The following is a 16,553-nucleotide window of genomic DNA, read 5'->3' as shown; positions in this document are numbered from 1 at the left end:
CCGATGGTAGATCCACGCCGTGCGTGGATGAAAGCCAACAGACCTATCGCCGTAGATCCACGCCATGCGTGGATGGCAGGGACTTCGCGGTCAGAAGCGCTCGTCGCTGCCCAGGTAACGCCACTGCCCCGCAGGCAGCGGTCCCAGTGCCACGCGGCCAATCCGCAGCCGACGCACGGCCGCGACCTGCAGGCCGGCAGCGGTGACCGCCACGCGCAGGCCCTTGGCTGTCAGGCCCTTGCCGGCGAAGCGCAGGCGCTGCTCGCTCTGCCAGCTGACCTTGGCGCCGCCCGATTCCTGCTGCAGCCGCGCCATCAGCCACGGGCCGCGCTCGGGACCGCCTTCGGCCACTTCGATCAGGTATTCCTGCTCGGTGCGGCCCAGATTGCGTTGCAGGTGAGCCAGCGTGGCCGGGTCCTGGCTGACCACCACCAGGCCGCTGTCGCTGGCCGGAAGCGAGGCGGCCAGCTGCAGGCCGTGGAAGTGACGCTGAAGCGGACGGATGTCGCTGGCATCAAGTTCGCTGCGGCTGTCACTGCTGACCAGCGCGCACAGGGTTTCAGCGGCAACGCCTGCCGGCTTGTGCAGCAGCATGCTGACCCGCTCGGCCTTTTCATCGCTGGCCTGCTCGGCCACGACGATCACCGCGCTGTCATCGACCGGGCGCTGCGGCTGTTCCACCACGTCGCCATTGACCGTGACCCAGCCGCCTTCGATGTAGCGCCGCGCTTCGCCGCGCGGGATGCCGAGCAGGGCGGACAGGCGTTTGTCGAGGCGGATCGGTTCCATGGCGGAAAGGTCAGGCAGGGGGCGCGCAGTGTAGCCGCTGCGGCCGGTCAGCGCTGGCCGCGGTTGGCCAGCTCGGTCAGGTACAGGCGGGTATCGAACTCCAGCTGCAGGTACTCCGGCTCCATGTGCTGGCACAGCTGGTAGAAGGCCTTGTTGTGATCGGCTTCCTTCAGGTGGGCCAGTTCATGCACCACGATCATGCGCAGGAACGCCGCTGGTGCCTGGCGGAACACGGTGGCGATGCGGATCTCGCGGCTGGCCTTGAGGCGGCCGCCGTGCACGCGGGAGATGGCGGTATGGGTGCCCAGCGCGTGCTTGATCACTTCCAGCGTGTTGTCGTAGCAGACCTTGTTGAGCGGCACCGACTTGCGCAGGTAGCGGTCCTTCAGCTCCTGGGTGTAGTCGTACAGCTGGCGGTCGCTGCGCACCTCGTGCGGATCGGGATAGCGCTGCTGCAGCCAGGGGCCGAGCTTGCCCTGCGCCAGTAGTTCACTGACCTGGGCGACCAGGGGTTCGGGATAGCCGGTGAGGTACTTCAGGACTGCCATGCAGGGGCGGCGGGGCGTCGGTAGAATGGGGCATCCAAGATTACACGCGGTACGCATCGACCATGGCAAAGCCCAACGCGCTGCAGGAACAATTGCTCAAGGCCGGCCTGGCCAAGAAGTCGCAGGCCAGCGCTGCCGCGAGCGCGCAGGCCAAGGCCCGGCAGGGCAAGGCCGAATCGACCTCGGCCGATGTCCAGCGCGAGGCTGAACGGGCCCGCGCCGAGAAGGTCGAGCGCGACCGCGCACTGGCCGCCGAGCGCAATGCCCAGGCCAGGCAGGCTGAACAGAAGGCCCAGGCCCGGCAGATCATCACGGCCCATGCCGTGCCTCACAAGGGCGACGACGAGTACCGCTTCAGCGATGGCGTGGCGATCCGCACCCTGCTGATCGACCCCAAGCTGCGCAAGGCGCTGTCGGTGGGCGTGCTGGTCATCGTTGCCCTCGGCGACGGTTACGCCCTGCTGCCGCGTGCCGCTGCCGAAAAAGTGCGTGAACGCGCCCCGGAGGCGATCATCGTCGACCACGGCCAGCCGGGCTCGACCGCCGAGATCTCCACCGGCAATGCCGAGGACGACGCCTACTACGCGCAGTTCCAGGTGCCGGACGACCTGGTCTGGTAAGCCAAAAAGGGGACGGAGGGGATTAAGCCGCAAATGGCTTGCTCCGGCCCGTCTGCCTTCTGCTCAGCTTGCTGAAGGCCCGCCGGTCATGGTTCGGCGCTACCGTTTACTGCGCGGCGTATCGTCCCCATATCAGGCGACACACCTGCGGAGGATGGCCATGGCCACCGGTTGGGCGGGAGACGGCGCGGTCCAGGACCAGATCGACGCCACCGTCGACGATGCGATCGCCCGCGCGAGGCGCCAGCTGCGCGAGGGTCCTGGTCTGGAACATTGTGAGGAATGCGACGCGCCGATCCCGTTGGCGCGGCGCCAGGCCGTGCCCGGGGTACGGCTGTGCGTGGCGTGCCAGCAGGCGCATGACGACGAAGCGCAGGCGCATGCCGGCTACAACCGGCGTGGCAGCAAGGACAGCCAGTTGAGGTAAAGGTTGTTCGGCAGGGCTTGCAGCCCTGCACCTGCCGAAGCCTTCAAGCCAAGGCAACTTCAACGTCAAAAGCGGGCATTCCGCAGGTAGGCGGGACGGTGTGGGTAGACAGGACACGCCGTAAACCCTTCCATGGGGGCTCGATGGCGCCATCCATGGCGCCAACGGTCCTGCCTACCCACATCGTCCCGCCTCTGACAGATTTTCGCGGCTGTCGGTAGGTGTCGACCTTGGTCGACACATCTGTCAGATATCGAATGAGTCATCCACGCATGGCGTGGATCTACCGTGTCGACCCACCCCGCCATCCCGCAGGAAGCCAGCTTTTGTTGTTGCTTCGGCTGTTGCTGGTGCTGTTGCTCCAGCTCATAGCGGGTGCAGGGCGCAGCCCTGCCGCCCCCCTCAGCCGTCGCCCTGGATGCCGCCGGGGGCCTGCGCCGGGTCGCGCCAGCGGCGCACCGTGCGCTGGAAGAACAGGTTGTTCGGCAGCTGCAGCACCGTGCCCTCGTGGCCGTCGCCGGTCTCCTGCAGCGTGGTGTAGATCAGGTTCACGTCGATCACCCGGCCCTTCAGGCCCGGCTTCTCGCCGTTTTCCAGCACCTCGATGTAGTCGTGCAGGCGGAACGGGCGGGTGGTGAAGATCAGCAGCGTGCAGAAGATGTTGGACAGCACGCTCCACGCCGCGAAGAAGGCCACGGCGCCTACGGCTGCGAAGCCGGTGAACGCGGTCCACAGCACCGACGGCTTCGCGCCGAGCAGGCTGAGGATGTACAGCAGGGCACTGAAATAGACCACGAAACTGGTGATCCGGCGCGCACCCATCACCATCTCCGGCGGCAGCGTGTAGTGCTCGGCGAAGCGGCGGATCAGGCGACGGGCGAGCACGCGCAGGAGCCATGCGACCAGCAGCACCAGTACGATCTGCAGCGCGACGCCGGCGTAGTTCAACCACGGGTGGGTCCAGGCGGGCAGGTGATCCTTCAGCGACAACATCATGGGGCGAAAACAGGCGGCGGGAACGGCCCCTGATGTTACCCGGCGCGTGCGGGGGATTCGACCGCCGGGTTCCAGGCCACGCACACCAGTTCCTGGCGGTGCTGCTGCAGGCAAGCGCGGCCATTGTCGGGACGCAGCTGCAGTGACAGGCCCAGCGCCTGCAGCAGGACACAGGCGGTGATCACCAGCAGGGCGGCGCAGGATGGGCTGGACATGGCAGGACTCCTGGACGGCAATTTCGCGAAGGACCTTTCATGGATGCAGCAGCCACCCAAAAGGTTGCATGCCATCGATCATCGATCGGCTCTAAACCTTTTCCCGGGTCGCCGCATCCAAGCGATATGCTCGACACCACCATGCCCGCGCCGCCTGCCGCCAACGACGCCGTCGATGAACCCGCCCTGGTGCGCGCGGCGGCCGCCGGTGATACCGCTGCCTACGAACTGCTGTACCGGCGCCACGCGCCCCGTGTATTCGCTGTGCTGTGGCGGTTGTGTGGCGGCCAGCAGGCACGCGCCGAGGACGCGCTGCAGGAAGCGTTCCTGCAGGCGTGGAAGGCGCTGCCGGGCTTCCGTTTCGAGAGCAGCCTGTCGACCTGGCTGCACCGGCTGGGCGTCAACGCGGCACTGATGGAGCTGCGCGGACGTGCCGGCGGGCAGGATCACGACAGCCTCGACGAAGTGGACGGAGGGTTGCAGGAGCTGGCAGTGCACGATCGTTGCGCCGGCACCGAACGCGACCTCGAACGGGCACTGTCGACACTGCCGCCACGGGCACGTGCGGTACTGGTACTGCACGACATCGAAGGCTGGAAACACCAGGAAATCGCCGAACAGCTGCAGATGGCCGTCGGCAGTTCCAAGGCACAGTTGCATCGTGCGCGCGGCCTGTTGCGCGCACGGCTGGGAGACATGACATGAGTACACACGACCACGATTCCGACCACGATCTGCTGGCCCGGCTGCGCGCGCTGCCGACCGAACGCGGCGTACCCACCGATGGCTGGGCACGCCTGTCGGCGCAGCTGCCGCCGCGTGAACCGCAGGCGGCACCTGCGCCGGGCGACAACGTGGTGGCCCTGCCAGCGCGCTCGCGGCGTCGCTGGTGGCTGCCGGTCGGTGCGGCATTGGCGGCCAGCCTGGCGCTCTACGCGGTGGCACCGTGGCGGCATGCGCAGCCGGAGGTGCCGGTACCTTCAGCGCTGCAGCTGCAGGCGGCGGCGATGACCGAGCAGTACCAGCAGGCCGTCGCTTCGCTGCCCGATGGACGGGCGCCGGAATGGCAGCCGGCGCTGCACGAACTGGATGAAAGCGCAGCGCAGATCCGTGCCGCCTTGGCGCAGGACCCACGTGCGCCGCACCTGCTTGGCCAGCTCAAGCGCACCTACGCGCTGCGGCTGGAACTGACCCGGCAGGCGGCCTATGCCGCCGAGTCCGGCTTGACGACCTGAGGAGACCCCCATGACCCGAACCCTGATTTCCTGCTGTGTCGCGCTGCTGCTGGCCCCTGCCGTGGCGCTGGCCGACACCCGCATCGACGAGCGCCACACCCTGGCCGCGGGCGGTCGCATCGAGCTGAGCAATGTGGCCGGCAAGGTGACCGTGCGTGGCTGGGACCGCAATGACGTGCAGCTCACCGGCACGCTCAGCGACGGCCTGCAGCTGCGTCAGGAGAAAAGTGCCAACCGTGTGCGCTGGGAGATCGAATACCCGCGCCGCAGCAGCAATGGTGGCGCGACGCTGGTACTGAACGTGCCGCGCTCGGTGGAGCTGCTGCTGAGCACGGTCAGCGCCAGCCAGGACATCAGTGGCATCGATGTGCGACGGCTGCAGGCCGACACGGTCAGCGGCAGCCTGAGCGCGGCTGGCCGCAGTGGCGACAGCAAGCTCAACACGGTCAGTGGCAGCGTCAGCGCACGCCTGCAGACGCCGAAGCTGGACGTGAACACGGTCAGTGGCCGGATCGAGGCCGGCGGCGGCGTGTCCGGTGATATCGGTGCGCAGACGGTGTCCGGCCGGGTCGAGGTGGACGCCGGGCGCGTGCAGCGGCTGGCGGTGGAGACCGTCTCGGGCAGCATCGATCTGGCAGCGGCCGGGTTGGCTCCCGGCGGCCGCATCAACGTCGAATCGGTCAGTGCCTCGGTCACGCTGAGCCTGCCGCGCACGGTGTCGGCACAGCTGTCGGTGAACAGCTTCAGTGGTTCGATCAACAGTGACGCCGGGCAGGTGGAGCGGCCGCGCTATGGGCCGGGCAGCCACCTCGATACGCGTCTGGGCGGCGGTGATGGTGACATCCGCATCCAGTCGCATTCGGGCAGTGTGCGGGTACGCCTGGACCGCTGAACGCGATCCGGCAGGCCGCGGCGGCAGCGCCGCCGCGGTCGGTACTGGGTCAGCTGGCTTTCTTCAGCGCCCAGGTGGTGCCGAGGACTTCGATCTTGCCACCGGCCTTGCGGAACGCTGCCAGGTCCGAAGCGATCGAATCGCTGCTGACCACAGTGCTGGCGGCCGCGCCCTTGCGTTCGCTGCGGATGCTGTTGCTGGCCTTCGCGGGGGTCTTTGCCTTGCGGGGCATGGTTGCTCCTGTCAGGTGGAAGGGGAGGAAAGCGCCCAGGCATCGGCCTGGCGCAGGTAGTCCTGCCGCTCGCGGCGGCAGTCATCGCCGCCCATCGAAAACTGGCGGCAGATCGCCGGGCGCTGCGAATAGATCGTGCAACGCAGGTGATAGGGATCGATCGCTGCGCACCAGCCTTCCTCGTTGCGCGCCATCACGGCACGGCCGTGGGTGTCGCGTGACAGGAACTGGCCGGGCACGTGGTCGCCGGGCTGCAGCAGCACGGGCAGCCGGCAACAGACCGCGTCACAACGGCGGCAGTCGATGGGTGCAGGTGCTGCGTCAGGTTGTAAGGCCACAGGGGCCTGGCGGGTGCCCAAAGCGGGTCTCGATGGCGGCTCAGGTACTGCGCGGACCATGAACGAGCCAGGAAGGCATGGCCGCTAGGCCCGCGGGGCGGGCCAGGCTGCACTGTGGACACACACCGGCGTGGCCGGCGGAAGGTGCAGCGTGGTTCTAGCCGACCAAGAGTAACTTAGACCGCGTAACGTTTTGTTAATCCTGGCTGGCTGCCGCCAGCGCAAGGCCCTGGACCACGCCCAGCGAGGGCTCGCCGTGGACCATGCGGGCCTCCGGGAAGGCCTCGGCCACGGCCTGGCGCAGGTAGCCGGCACGGGACATGCCGCCGGTCAGGAACACCGCATCCGGGTCGCCGCCGATGTCGCTGCGGACCTGGGCCAGCAGCTCGCGGATCTGCTCCAGGTAGCCATGGGCGGCGGCGGCCAGGCCGTCGGCGCTGCTGTCGGCATGCAGGTCGCGGGCGATGTAGTCCAGCGTGCTGCGGTGTTCGCTGGCGGCGCTGAGGGCAATCTTGGCGCGTTCGACATCGCGGTACAGGCGGGCGGTATTGCCGGTGTCCTGCAGGGCCTGCAGGCGCGCGCCCCACGGGTCGTCGACGTGATCGTATTTGTGCTGGCGGAAGTCGCGCTGGCGGGTCATGTCCTGCACGGTGGCCGCTTCCACGTAGTGGTGGGCGGGCACGCGGGTGATGCCGCGGCCGAACAGCGGCATGTAGCTGGACAGGCTCAGCGCCAAGTCGATATCGGTACCGCCGCGGGCGATACCCCAGGCGCGGTGGATGCGCGGGGCGTCGTCGCCGCCGACTTCGGCATGCGCGATGTCGGTGGTACCGCCACCGATGTCGACGATCACCGCCTGGTGCCGCTCGCGGCTTTCGGCGTGGTAATGCATGGCCGCCGCGGCCGGTTCCTCGAGGAAATCGATCTGGTCGAAACCGGCCTGGGTGGCGGCTTCGCGCAGGATGTCCAGTGCCTGATCGTTGCCGGCCGCGCCGATCGAGCTGCGGAACTGCACCGGGCGGCCGAGCAGGGCGGCACGCAGCGGCTGGCCAAGCTGGGCGCTGGCGGTCAGGCGGATGTGCTCGAGGATGTGCGCGGCGATGCCGGTGATGGTCTGCTTCGCGCGCGGGTGCAGGTTGTAGCCCAGCATCGACTTCGGGCTCTGCACCAGGTTGCCTTCGTGTTCCTCGAAATAGGCTTCCAGCGCGTCGTCGCCGTAGACCGCGTTCTGCAGCAGGTCGCTGGCGCTGCGCTCCTTGCCGGCGCGGGCTTCCATCCATTCCCGGCGCAGTGCGCGCAGGGCTTCGCGGCGCAGCGCCTGCGGCGTGCGTTCCTGGCCGGCGGCGCGGGCCGCGCGCGCGGCGCTGTCGATCATCTGCTGCAGCTCGTGTTCCTGGCCGGCGTCGAGCTGGAAGTCGTCCGGGTCGGGCACCACGCCAGGGAAGTACACGCTGGTGCGGAACTGCTCGGCGTCGCCGAAGCGGATCGGCAGCAGTTTCCCCTCATGCACGATGGCGGCGGCGGAGTTGCTGGTACCGAAGTCGATGCCGAGGCGCATGGGGAGTTCCGGGGGGCGATCAGGGGCCGCGCACTCTGCTGCAGTTCGTCGCCGACTGCAAGTTCCTGCGGCCTTCTGTTCTGGGTGGGGGTTCCGGATCGGGTCATGCGAGCCGCCGGGCGCTGGCCGGAAAAGGGCAGGGAGCCAGGCGGTTACAATGGCGGCTGTTGATTCACTTTGAGGTACTTGCTGATGTCTTCTGCCCCCGCCTGCCCGCAGTGCACCCTGGAAAACACCTACGCCGATGGTGCGCTGTGGATCTGCGCCGACTGCGGTTTCGAATGGACCGCCGAGGAAAGCGCCGGTTCCGCCCTGGTCGTGCGTGACAGCAACGGCAACACCCTGCAGGCCGGCGACACCGTCACCGTGATCAAGGACCTGAAGGTCAAAGGCTCCTCGATCCCGCTCAAGCAGGGCACCGTGATCCGCAACATCCGCCTGGTCGAGGATGACGCCGAGCACATCGAAGGCAACTCGGACAAGATCAAGGGCCTGGTCCTGAAGACCTGCTTCCTCAAGAAGGCCTGATCGCCTTCAGCGCTTGGCCTGCTGCTGCGCGCGCCAGCGGGCCAGGCTGTCCAGCTTGGCCTGGTAGCGCGCCTGCTCCGGCGCGCCTCCCAGTTCCTGCGCACGCAGCAGTTCGCGATCGGCGCGCTTGAGCTGGCCAGCCAGGAAATAGACGCGTGCCAGCCCGAAGTGGAACTGATGCGCGGTGTCATACAGGCGCACGGCCTGCCGGTAATAGCGGATCGCCTGGTCCAGCTGGCCGGCACGTTCGGCCTTGGCGCCGAACATGTACTGCGCGAACGGGTCTTCGCGCTGCACCGACTTCAACCGGCGCTCAAGTGACTGTGCCTGCGCGGTCAAGCCCAGGCTGCGGAACAGCGCGGAGGCATTGGTCAGTGCGGCATCCTGGCGGCCTTCCAGCTGCAGCGATCGGTCCAGCGCCTGCCGCGCCGCCTCGTTGTTGCCTTCGCGGTGGTCGAGCACGCCGAGGTTGTTCCACACCGGAGCGAACCCGCTGTCCTGAGCCAGGGACGCGTCGAAGAATGCACGCGCGCCGACGAAATCACCGTCGGCGAGGCGCTCCGCACCCCGGTTGTTGTAGAAGTGCGCCAACGCCCGCGCACGGCTGACGGGAACCGGGCCGCGGCGGTCATAGAGCACATTGCGGTCCAGATCAACGGTACCGAAACGCCCACCGACGTCGACACCGGCGTTGACGTGGCCGACGCTGTAGACCACGCCCGCGTCCTGGTCCTGGTACCAGGACACCACCTGCCCGACTTCCTGCACGCGGGCCTGGATGCCAGCCTCCCGCGCAAGCGTCACGAACAGCAGGGTGAAGGCCAGGCAGTTGGCGCGGCGGTGCTGCCAGATATCGCTGACGGTGTAGGTCGCATTGGCGTCGTACTGCAGATCCAGCCCGTGCTGGTCGAAGATCATCTCCACGAGCGCCTGCAGCCGCTGGTCGCGGGAGTAGCTGCGCTGGATCACCTGCTTCTGGAGCATCGCACGCAGGTCCGCGGGAATGGCGAACACTTCTTCCGGGGTCGGCACACGTGCGGCCGACACGGTGATGGTCGGGGTCGTCACCACATCGGCGGGCGGTGCCTGGCCTGCGCCGAAGGCAGGAGCACAGAAGGCCAGCAGCGAAAGAGTGAGGCAATGGGCGGCAGAACGGTACATGACGGTTCCCGGCAGCGGCGGGCGCTCCCGCCTGTGGCGAGTGTATGCCCATGGATGTCCGGCTGCAGCGACCGTTGGTCGGCGCCGCGTTCATCCACAACCGGTGTGGACCAGCGCTCGACAAAGCTGTGGACAACTGGCTCTGGGCCCCGCCCGGCAAGCGTTGTGAGTGCGTGGTGAAAAAACCGCCAGCTTGCCCGGCGCCGGCACAGGCGGGATGATCCGGTCATGGACTTCTCACCGCTGACGCTTGCCCCGGCGCAGTGGCAGGCGCTGCAGGACAGCTATGCAACGCCGCCACGGGCCTACCACCACTTCGGCCATGTGCGCGCGGTGCTGCAGCACTGCCAGGAGGTCGCCGACGGCCCCGGCTGGAAGCAGCCGGCCGAGATCTATCTGGCCGTGCTCTATCACGATGCGATCTACCAGGCGGGGCGCAAGGACAACGAGGCGCGTTCGGCGCAGCTGGCTTTGCAGGCGATCACACAGGCGCCAGAGCTTGCCACTGTCGACGCCGCTCGCGTGGAGCAATTGATCCTGCTGACCGCCCGCCACGGCGCGCTTGGTCCGGAGGATGTGGATGCCGAGGCGGCGCTGTTCCTGGACTGCGACATGGCGATCCTGGCCGCGCCGGAACCGGTGTTCGCTGCCTATGACCGTGGCGTGGCCGAAGAATACAAAGGGGTCGTGCCGGGCTTCCTGTACCGTGCCGGCCGTCGCCGCTTCCTGCAGGGCCTGCTGCGCGCTCCGCGGATCTTCCTCAGCGGGTTCTTCCACCAGCGCCTGGACGCGGCCGCCCGTGACAACCTGCGACGTCAGCTGGGCGTTTGAGCCGGCCCGGTACACTGGTGACCTGTTTCCAATGATTGCCGTTTCCGACCGTGTCCGTCCCTGATCCCGATCCCCGCCCGCTGCCACCGGAAGAACCCGGCCCCAACGAATGCTGCGGCAGTGGTTGCCCGCTGTGTGTGCTGGACCTGTATTCCGATGAGCTGCAGCGCTACCGCAAGGCGCTGGCCGAGTGGAAGACGCGACATCCAGAGGCCGCACCATGAGCCGTGCACGCCCGGCGGCGGTGCTGGCGCTGGTGGCACTGGTGCTGTTCGTGGCCACCGCGCTGTGGACCCAGGTTGCGCGCAGTGATCTGGACTGGGTGCGGGCGACCTTGAGCCTGTACCTGCACGGGCCGTGGGGGCTGGCATTGCGCGCTGCCTACTGCCTGCTGGCGCTGGCCATTGCGGCGCTTGGCATTGCGCTGTATCGCGGCAGCATCGGCCCGCGGCGCAGTGCGGCCGCACCATTGCTGTTCACGGTTTCCGCGCTGGGCCTGGCGACGGTCGCCATCGGCGACAGCTGGCTGCCTGAAGCAACACCGCTGCTGGCACCGTTCATCCATGGGCTGGCAGCCAACACGGCGTTCCTGTGTGCCAGCGTCGGCATGCTGCTGCAGGCCTGGTATCTGCGCCGAGAACCGGGTTGGCAGTCCGCTGCGGGCCTGCTCTGGGGCTGGGCATGGCTGGCCTTTGTGCTGCTGTGGCTGCATGTGCTGTGGCGTGGTGGACCACCGCGTGGGCTGGGACAGAAAGTGGTGATCGCGGTGATCGTTGGCTGGCTGCTGTATCTGGCGATGGCGCTGTACCGTCGCAGCCGTCGGGCCGCAGCCCACTGAATCCCCAACGGACTGCGCCGGTACGTGCCGTGCACGCGGCGGCGGCGTATCGTGTGCGCATTCCATCGGGGATGCGATATGAAGCGTGCAGGGCTGGGCAGGGCAATGGGTGTGGTACTGGCGCTGGCCGCGCTGCCGGCAACGGCGGCCGTGACCCCGCAGCAGTTCAGCCATGGGCGGTTCGAGCAGATTCCGGTGCACATGCCATCCGGCACGCCGCAACGGGTGGTGATCTGGTTCCACGAACCCACGGCTGGTGGTGACACCAGCCGCCTGCCGATCGAGGCCCTGCGTGCCGATGGCGCGCTGGTCGCGGCAGTGGACATTGCGCACCTGCGCGGTGTGCTCAAGCGCGAGGGGGACCCGACCTGTTCGTTCGGTTCCGGTGACGTCGAGAATTTCTCACGTTGGCTGCAGGCCTCGCTGCATCTGCCCGGCTACCACCTGCCGCTGGTCGGCGGTGATGGCGAAGGTGCCGAGATGGCCTATTCGCTGGCAGCGCAGGCCGATACCCAGGTGTTCGCCGGTGTACTGACCACCGGCTTCTGCCCGGACCACAACCACCAGCGCATGGTCTGCGGCGATGGTGTGAAGCACGACAGGCTGCAGCCGGCCGAACTGAATTTTCCGTGGTTGAGCGCGGCCGGTGACCGCGGCTGCAAGGTCGGCCAGGCCAGCGCGTTCGTGCAGCAGGTCGCGATGGCACGCGAGTTCAAGCGCACCGCGCGCGGTGATGCGTCACCGGGCCTGGTGGCTGCGGCACGGGTGATCGGTGCGCAGGCCGGCGTCAGCCTGGCACCGCCGCCTGCTGCACTGAAGGGCCTGCCCGTGGTGGAAATGCCGGCGACCGGCAGCGGCGATACGCTGGCGGTGTTCGTCTCCGGTGACGGTGGCTGGGCTGGCCTGGACAAGAACGTGGCGTCGTCACTCAACGAGCATGGCGTGGCGGTCGTCGGCATCGATTCGCTGCGCTACTTCTGGAGCGAGCGCACACCGAAGGGCTTTGCGGGCGACCTGCAGAAGATCATCGACCACTACCGCCAGCAATGGCACCGCGACAAGGTGATGTTGATCGGTTTCTCGCAGGGCGCCGACGTGCTGCCGGCCACCATCAACCAGCTCGATGCTGGCACCCGTGAGGCGCTGGAGCGCATCGTGCTGCTGTCGGTGGGCAGGAAGGCCGACTTCGAATTCCATGTCAGCAACTGGCTGGGCGGTGGCGGCGACGGCCTGCCGATCGCACCGGAAGTGGCCAGGCTGCCGGCGGAAAAAACGCTGTGCGTGTACGGCGACAAGGATGAGGACGCGCTGTGCCCGGATCTGCCGGCCAATGACGGCGTGAGGAAGGTGAAGCTGCCGGGCGATCACCATTTCGGTGGCGATTACGACCGCCTCGCCGAAGTGATCCTGAAGGGCGGGGTGTAGCGTTTGGTAGACGCCGACCTTGGTCGGCGCTGGGGCTGAAGGCGCCGCGGGATGAGCGTGTCGACCAGGGTCGACACCTACCAGGTGCATGTAGCGTCGAGCCACGCTCGACGGCTGTTGGTAGACGCCGACCTTGGTCGGCGCCGGGGCTGAAGGCACCGCGGGATGAGCGTGTCGACCAAGGTCGACACCTACCAGGCGCATGTAGCGTCGAGCCACGCTCGACGGCTGTTGGTAGACGCCGACCTTGGTCGGCGCCAGGGCTGAAGGTGCCGTGGAATGAGCGTGTCGACCAAGGTCGACACCTACCTGGCGCATGTAGCGTCGAGCCACGCCCGACGGCTGTTGGTAGACGCCGACCTTGGTCGGCGCTGGGGCTGAAGGCGCTGCGGGATGAGCGTGTCGACCAAGGTCGACACCTACCAGGCGCATGTAGCGTCGAGCCACGCTCGACGGCTGTTGGTAGACGCCGACCTTGGTCGGCGCCGGGGCTGAAGGTGCCGTGGAATGAGCGTGTCGACCAAGGTCGACACCTACCCGGCGCATGTAGCGTCGAGCCACGCTCGACGGCTGTTGGTAGACGCCGACCTTGGTCGGCGCCGGGGCTGAAGGCACCGCGGGATGAGCGTGTCGACCAAGGTCGACACCTACCAGGCGCATGTAGCGTCGAGCCACGCCCGACGGCTGTTGGTAGACGCCGACCTTGGTCGGCGCCGGGGCTGAAGGCGCTGCGGGATGAGCGTGTCGACCAAGGTCGACACCTACCGGGTGGCAGGTAGCGCCGGGTCATGCCTGGCGGATCGCGGCTTCAATTCCGCCGCGGATCCAGCGAGATCAGGCGCGTGGCATCCAGCAGCGCAGCCGGCAGATGCATGCCGCCGGGCGCGGCGAGATAGCGCGGCCGCCACTGCGGATCGAACTTCGATTTGAAGCGGCGCAGGCCACTGAATCCGTAGAAGCGTTCGCCGTGCCGCGCCAGCAGGCCGGCCAGTCGGTTCCAGCGACCGGCCAGCCGATGCTGTGCCAGCCCGGACAACGGTGCCATGCCCAGCGAGAAACGCGCATAGCCCTGCGCGCGGCCCCACAGGAACAGTTCGATGAAGAGGAAGTCCATCGTGCCCTTCGGTGCTTCGTTGACGTGGCGCATCAGGTCGACCGACAGCTCGGCGCCGGCCGGTGCCTGCCACAGGTTGGCGAACGCCACGATCTGGCCCTCGGCCTCGACCAGCGCCACCGGGAAGCGCACCAGGTAATCCGGGTCGTAGCTGCCCAGCGAGAAGCCCTTCTCATCGCCGGCCTTGTCTTCCAGCCATGCATTGGAAATTGCGTGCAGGCGCGGCAGCAGGCTGGGAATTTCCTCCACCGGTGCCACGCGGAAGGTCAGGCCACCGCGCTTGCCCCGGTTCCAGGCTTGGCGCAGATCGGCGCGTTCGCGGCCTTCCAGGCCGAAGTCATGCAGCGGCACCATCGCTTCCTCGCCCAGCTTGACCAGGCCCAGGCCCAGGTCGAGGTAGGTCTGCCAGTAGGTCTCGCCCACCTGGTAGAACACCGGGCGCAGGCCCAGCCGGTCGGCTTCCTCGCGGAAGCGCCAGATCAACGCGCGCGCCACGTCAGGCGGGCCGACTGGATCGCCCATCGCGATCAGCGAACCGCCGTAGCGTTGCATCATCACGAAGCCCTGTTTCGCGTCATCGCGCAGCACCGCCTTGTCGGCGGTCAGTACCAGGCAGGCCTGGGTATCGGTGGCACCGGCCAGTACCGGCGCCAGGGACTGCAGCGTGGCTTCGTCGGCGGGTTGCAGCGGGCTGCGCGTGCTGTGCAGCAACCGCGCCAGGCCGAACATCACCAGCGCGATGGCGACCACCAGCAAGGCACGCAGCGCGCGCGGCGCGTTGCCGGACACCGCGAACTGCCACCACAGCTCGTTCTGGTACTCGACGTGGCTGTAAGTGAAGAACAGCAGCCAGGTGACCGCGACCAGCACCAGGCCGAGATTGCGCAGCCACGGCCACGACCAGGCTTCGTCCAGCAGGGCACCCTGGCGGTAGAACTCGCGGCGTGCGGCCCACAGTGCCATCGCCACCAGCACTGCCGAGACCGCGATCAACAGCTGGCCACCACGCAGCCACAGCGGCAGCGGGGTGATCACGCACACTGCCATCGCCAGCATCCACGCCGCATGGCTGCGCCGGGCCAGGCCCTGGCCGATCAGCAGCAGTGCAACGCCGCCGAGGCTGCCGATCAGATGGGATGTCTCCAGGATCGGCAGCGAGGCATTGACCAGGTGACGGCGAGGCGTCGGCAGCGTGCCGTCGATGACCAGCGCGGCGCCGATGCTGAACACCGCCAGCGCGATGATCTGCGGCAGCCACGGGCGCAGCGCGTTCCAGCCGGCGCGGGTTGCGCCGGCGCTGGCCTGCAGCGGCTGCCGCAGGGCAGGCGCAAGGGCGAGCAGGGTGGCCAGCACCAGCGGCAGCACGTAGTAGGTGACGCGATAGATCAGCGCCGCCGCCAGCACCGCTGCCGGTGCCACCTGCGGCAACAGCTTCAGCAGGCTCCACTCGAACACACCCAGGCCCGCGGGCACGGTGGAGACCAGGCCGGCCAGCACTGCCACCAGGTAGAGCCCGACGAAGCCTGGCAGGCCGGTGGGCGTGGAGTCCGGCAGCAGCACGTAGAACGCGGCACTGGCCAGCACCAGTTCGATCACGCTGAGCACGGTGACACCGATCATGGTGCGGCGGTCGGGCAGCCACAACGCATGACCGAATACGCTGAACTGCCGTCCATCGCGGCCGACCAGCAGCACCGTGGCGAGGTAGGCGAGCAACGCGACGATGCCGACGATACGTACCGCATTGGGATCCAGCGGCAGTGCCAAGGCTGCGGCAGCCGGTTCCATGCACAGCGCCACACTGATCAGCAGCCATGCACCGAACACGAAGCCGAGCGTGCTCATCAGCACCACCTGGCCGATCTGCGCCAGGTCCAGGCCGGCGCTGCGGTAGCCACGCAGGCGCACCGCGCCGCCGGTCAACGCGGCAAAACCCACGGTCTGGCCCAGCGTGTGCGCAAGAAAGGCGGTGATGCCGACGCGCGCGGGGTGCACGCGGATGCCGCTGCGACGCAGGCCGATGGCATCGAAACTGATCAGGCAGGCGTAACTGGCCAGGCCGAGTACCACGGTGAGCGCGATCTGCGTGCCGCTGAGCTGCCGGAACGCCTGGCGGATGGCGCGATAGCCGTGCTCGTCGAACTCGTTGGCCAGGCCGTGCAGGGCCAGGGCGAGGATCAGCAGGGGGATGACGATGGTGGCAACCCGCTTCCAGGTTGGCGTGGAAGAGGCAGTGGTGGAATCGACGGGGGCGGTCATCGGCGCAAGGGTGCGGCAGGAGGGGCGAGGGCGGTGTCAACGCGGGCGTGGCGCATCGTGCGCCTGTCATCGTCATTTGACCAGTGGGACCGTCGGAGTCCGGTAGTGACGTGTCGCGGAGGATGCCCGTGCACCCACCGTCGACCGGTTTGGAGGACAATGCAGGCCTGATCAACCGCAGGAGCCACGCCCATGATGGAGCGTTACGACGTCGGACCGCGCATGTCCGAAATGACCGTATACAACAAGGTCGCCTATCTCTCCGGCCAGATTCCGGAAGACACCAGCCAGGACATCACCGGCCAGACCCGGCAGGTGCTGGCAGAAATCGACAAGCTGCTGGCGTTGGTCGCCAGTGACCGCCAGCACGTGCTGCGCGCCGAGGTGTTCCTGGCCGACATGGCCGACTTCGACGGCATGAACAAGGCGTGGGATGAGTGGGTGGTCGAGGGTGCGACCCCGGCGCGTGCCACGGTCGAGGCCAAGCTGGCCCACGCTGACTGGAAGGTCGAGATCGTAGTGACGGCGGCGGTACCGTAGCGGCAGG

At 67.9% G+C, this 16,553-nt stretch carries 20 protein-coding genes; 11 read left to right on the top strand and 9 right to left on the bottom strand.

Going from position 1 to position 16,553, the window contains the following annotated elements:
• Positions 1–90: 90 nt before the first annotated feature.
• Both ACZLHH_RS17160 and ACZLHH_RS17155 read right to left on the bottom strand, forming a co-directional pair.
• Positions 91–789 carry an RNA pseudouridine synthase gene (locus ACZLHH_RS17160; RefSeq protein WP_154353117.1) on the bottom strand — a complete coding sequence of 233 codons (699 nt, stop codon included), beginning with the start codon at positions 787–789 and terminating at the stop codon, positions 91–93.
• A gap of 47 nt (positions 790–836) precedes the next feature.
• A complete protein-coding gene (locus ACZLHH_RS17155) occupies positions 837–1,337 on the bottom strand; it encodes a M48 metallopeptidase family protein (protein ID WP_005414217.1) in 501 nt (166 codons plus the stop codon).
• A gap of 62 nt (positions 1,338–1,399) precedes the next feature.
• Between ACZLHH_RS17155 and ACZLHH_RS17150 the strand changes: the two genes are divergently transcribed.
• Complete coding sequence (locus ACZLHH_RS17150) at positions 1,400–1,957, top strand: DUF2058 domain-containing protein (protein ID WP_071229426.1); 558 nt, start codon at positions 1,400–1,402, stop codon at positions 1,955–1,957.
• 160 nt (positions 1,958–2,117) lie between these two features.
• Positions 2,118–2,384: a DksA/TraR family C4-type zinc finger protein gene (locus ACZLHH_RS17145; RefSeq protein ID WP_032129365.1), complete on the top strand. Its 267-nt coding sequence runs from the start codon at positions 2,118–2,120 to the stop codon at positions 2,382–2,384.
• A 402-nt stretch (positions 2,385–2,786) separates the two neighbouring features.
• Here ACZLHH_RS17145 and ACZLHH_RS17140 read toward each other — a convergent pair whose 3' ends face one another.
• Together ACZLHH_RS17140 and ACZLHH_RS17135 are read right to left on the bottom strand one after the other, a co-directional pair.
• On the bottom strand, positions 2,787–3,380 hold the full coding sequence (locus tag ACZLHH_RS17140; RefSeq protein WP_080291803.1) for a mechanosensitive ion channel family protein: 594 nt from the start codon (positions 3,378–3,380) through the stop codon (positions 2,787–2,789).
• Positions 3,381–3,415: 35 nt separating this feature from the next.
• Entirely contained in the window at positions 3,416–3,595 is a 180-nt protein-coding gene (locus tag ACZLHH_RS17135; protein WP_049398314.1) for a hypothetical protein, read from the bottom strand.
• Between the two features lie 126 nt (positions 3,596–3,721).
• Between ACZLHH_RS17135 and ACZLHH_RS17130 the strand changes: the two genes are divergently transcribed.
• Genes ACZLHH_RS17130 through ACZLHH_RS17120 form a run of 3 tightly spaced genes read left to right on the top strand, consistent with a single transcriptional unit; the run spans position 3,722 to position 5,722 of the window.
• Complete coding sequence (locus ACZLHH_RS17130) at positions 3,722–4,300, top strand: RNA polymerase sigma factor (protein ID WP_032129359.1); 579 nt, start codon at positions 3,722–3,724, stop codon at positions 4,298–4,300.
• A complete protein-coding gene (locus ACZLHH_RS17125; protein ID WP_032129360.1) occupies positions 4,297–4,830 on the top strand; it encodes a hypothetical protein in 534 nt (177 codons plus the stop codon). Before ACZLHH_RS17130 ends, ACZLHH_RS17125 begins: the two co-directional genes overlap by 4 nt.
• A 10-nt stretch (positions 4,831–4,840) precedes the next feature.
• Complete coding sequence (locus ACZLHH_RS17120; RefSeq protein ID WP_032129361.1) at positions 4,841–5,722, top strand: DUF4097 family beta strand repeat-containing protein; 882 nt, start codon at positions 4,841–4,843, stop codon at positions 5,720–5,722.
• A gap of 49 nt (positions 5,723–5,771) precedes the next feature.
• On the opposite strand, the gene ACZLHH_RS17115 is transcribed toward ACZLHH_RS17120, so the two are convergent.
• The 3 genes from ACZLHH_RS17115 to ACZLHH_RS17105 all read right to left on the bottom strand — a co-directional run bounded on the left by ACZLHH_RS17115 (position 5,772) and on the right by ACZLHH_RS17105 (position 7,850).
• On the bottom strand, positions 5,772–5,954 hold the full coding sequence (locus tag ACZLHH_RS17115) for a hypothetical protein (RefSeq protein ID WP_005410566.1): 183 nt from the start codon (positions 5,952–5,954) through the stop codon (positions 5,772–5,774).
• Positions 5,955–5,965: 11 nt separating this feature from the next.
• The gene (locus tag ACZLHH_RS17110; protein WP_005410565.1) at positions 5,966–6,217 is read right to left on the bottom strand and encodes a YkgJ family cysteine cluster protein; all 252 of its coding nucleotides are present in this window, start codon (positions 6,215–6,217) and stop codon (positions 5,966–5,968) included.
• 271 nt (positions 6,218–6,488) lie between these two features.
• The gene (locus ACZLHH_RS17105; protein WP_180844935.1) at positions 6,489–7,850 is read right to left on the bottom strand and encodes an Hsp70 family protein; all 1,362 of its coding nucleotides are present in this window, start codon (positions 7,848–7,850) and stop codon (positions 6,489–6,491) included.
• A 192-nt stretch (positions 7,851–8,042) separates the two neighbouring features.
• Here ACZLHH_RS17105 and ACZLHH_RS17100 point away from each other — a divergent pair, with 192 nt between their 5' ends.
• Positions 8,043–8,378: a zinc ribbon domain-containing protein YjdM gene (locus ACZLHH_RS17100; RefSeq protein ID WP_019337002.1), complete on the top strand. Its 336-nt coding sequence runs from the start codon at positions 8,043–8,045 to the stop codon at positions 8,376–8,378.
• A 6-nt stretch (positions 8,379–8,384) separates the two neighbouring features.
• On the opposite strand, the gene ACZLHH_RS17095 is transcribed toward ACZLHH_RS17100, so the two are convergent.
• On the bottom strand, positions 8,385–9,539 hold the full coding sequence (locus tag ACZLHH_RS17095; protein ID WP_032129363.1) for a tetratricopeptide repeat protein: 1,155 nt from the start codon (positions 9,537–9,539) through the stop codon (positions 8,385–8,387).
• 228 nt (positions 9,540–9,767) lie between these two features.
• Here ACZLHH_RS17095 and ACZLHH_RS17090 point away from each other — a divergent pair, with 228 nt between their 5' ends.
• The 4 genes from ACZLHH_RS17090 (at position 9,768) to ACZLHH_RS17075 (ending at position 12,633) form a co-directional block, all read left to right on the top strand.
• On the top strand, positions 9,768–10,370 hold the full coding sequence (locus ACZLHH_RS17090) for an HD domain-containing protein (RefSeq protein WP_164081437.1): 603 nt from the start codon (positions 9,768–9,770) through the stop codon (positions 10,368–10,370).
• 50 nt (positions 10,371–10,420) lie between these two features.
• Positions 10,421–10,594, top strand: coding sequence for an oxidoreductase-like domain-containing protein (locus ACZLHH_RS17085; RefSeq protein WP_049398321.1), 174 nt, complete (start codon positions 10,421–10,423; stop codon positions 10,592–10,594).
• A complete protein-coding gene (locus tag ACZLHH_RS17080; RefSeq protein WP_032130397.1) occupies positions 10,591–11,208 on the top strand; it encodes a DUF998 domain-containing protein in 618 nt (205 codons plus the stop codon). The genes ACZLHH_RS17085 and ACZLHH_RS17080 overlap by 4 nt, the downstream gene beginning before the upstream one ends.
• 78 nt (positions 11,209–11,286) lie before the next feature.
• A complete protein-coding gene (locus tag ACZLHH_RS17075) occupies positions 11,287–12,633 on the top strand; it encodes a virulence factor family protein (RefSeq protein WP_053092114.1) in 1,347 nt (448 codons plus the stop codon).
• A gap of 808 nt (positions 12,634–13,441) precedes the next feature.
• Here ACZLHH_RS17075 and mprF read toward each other — a convergent pair.
• Positions 13,442–16,006 (bottom strand): bifunctional lysylphosphatidylglycerol flippase/synthetase MprF, encoded by a 2,565-nt coding sequence (mprF, locus tag ACZLHH_RS17070; RefSeq protein ID WP_180844936.1) that lies wholly within the window; start codon positions 16,004–16,006, stop codon positions 13,442–13,444.
• A 192-nt stretch (positions 16,007–16,198) separates the two neighbouring features.
• Between mprF and ACZLHH_RS17065 the strand changes: the two genes are divergently transcribed.
• On the top strand, positions 16,199–16,546 hold the full coding sequence (locus tag ACZLHH_RS17065) for a RidA family protein (protein ID WP_005410556.1): 348 nt from the start codon (positions 16,199–16,201) through the stop codon (positions 16,544–16,546).
• The last annotated feature ends 7 nt before the right edge of the window (positions 16,547–16,553 follow it).

This window comes from Stenotrophomonas sp. 28608_Sma (genome assembly GCF_056486185.1).
This window is presented reverse-complemented; position numbering and strand designations above follow the sequence as displayed.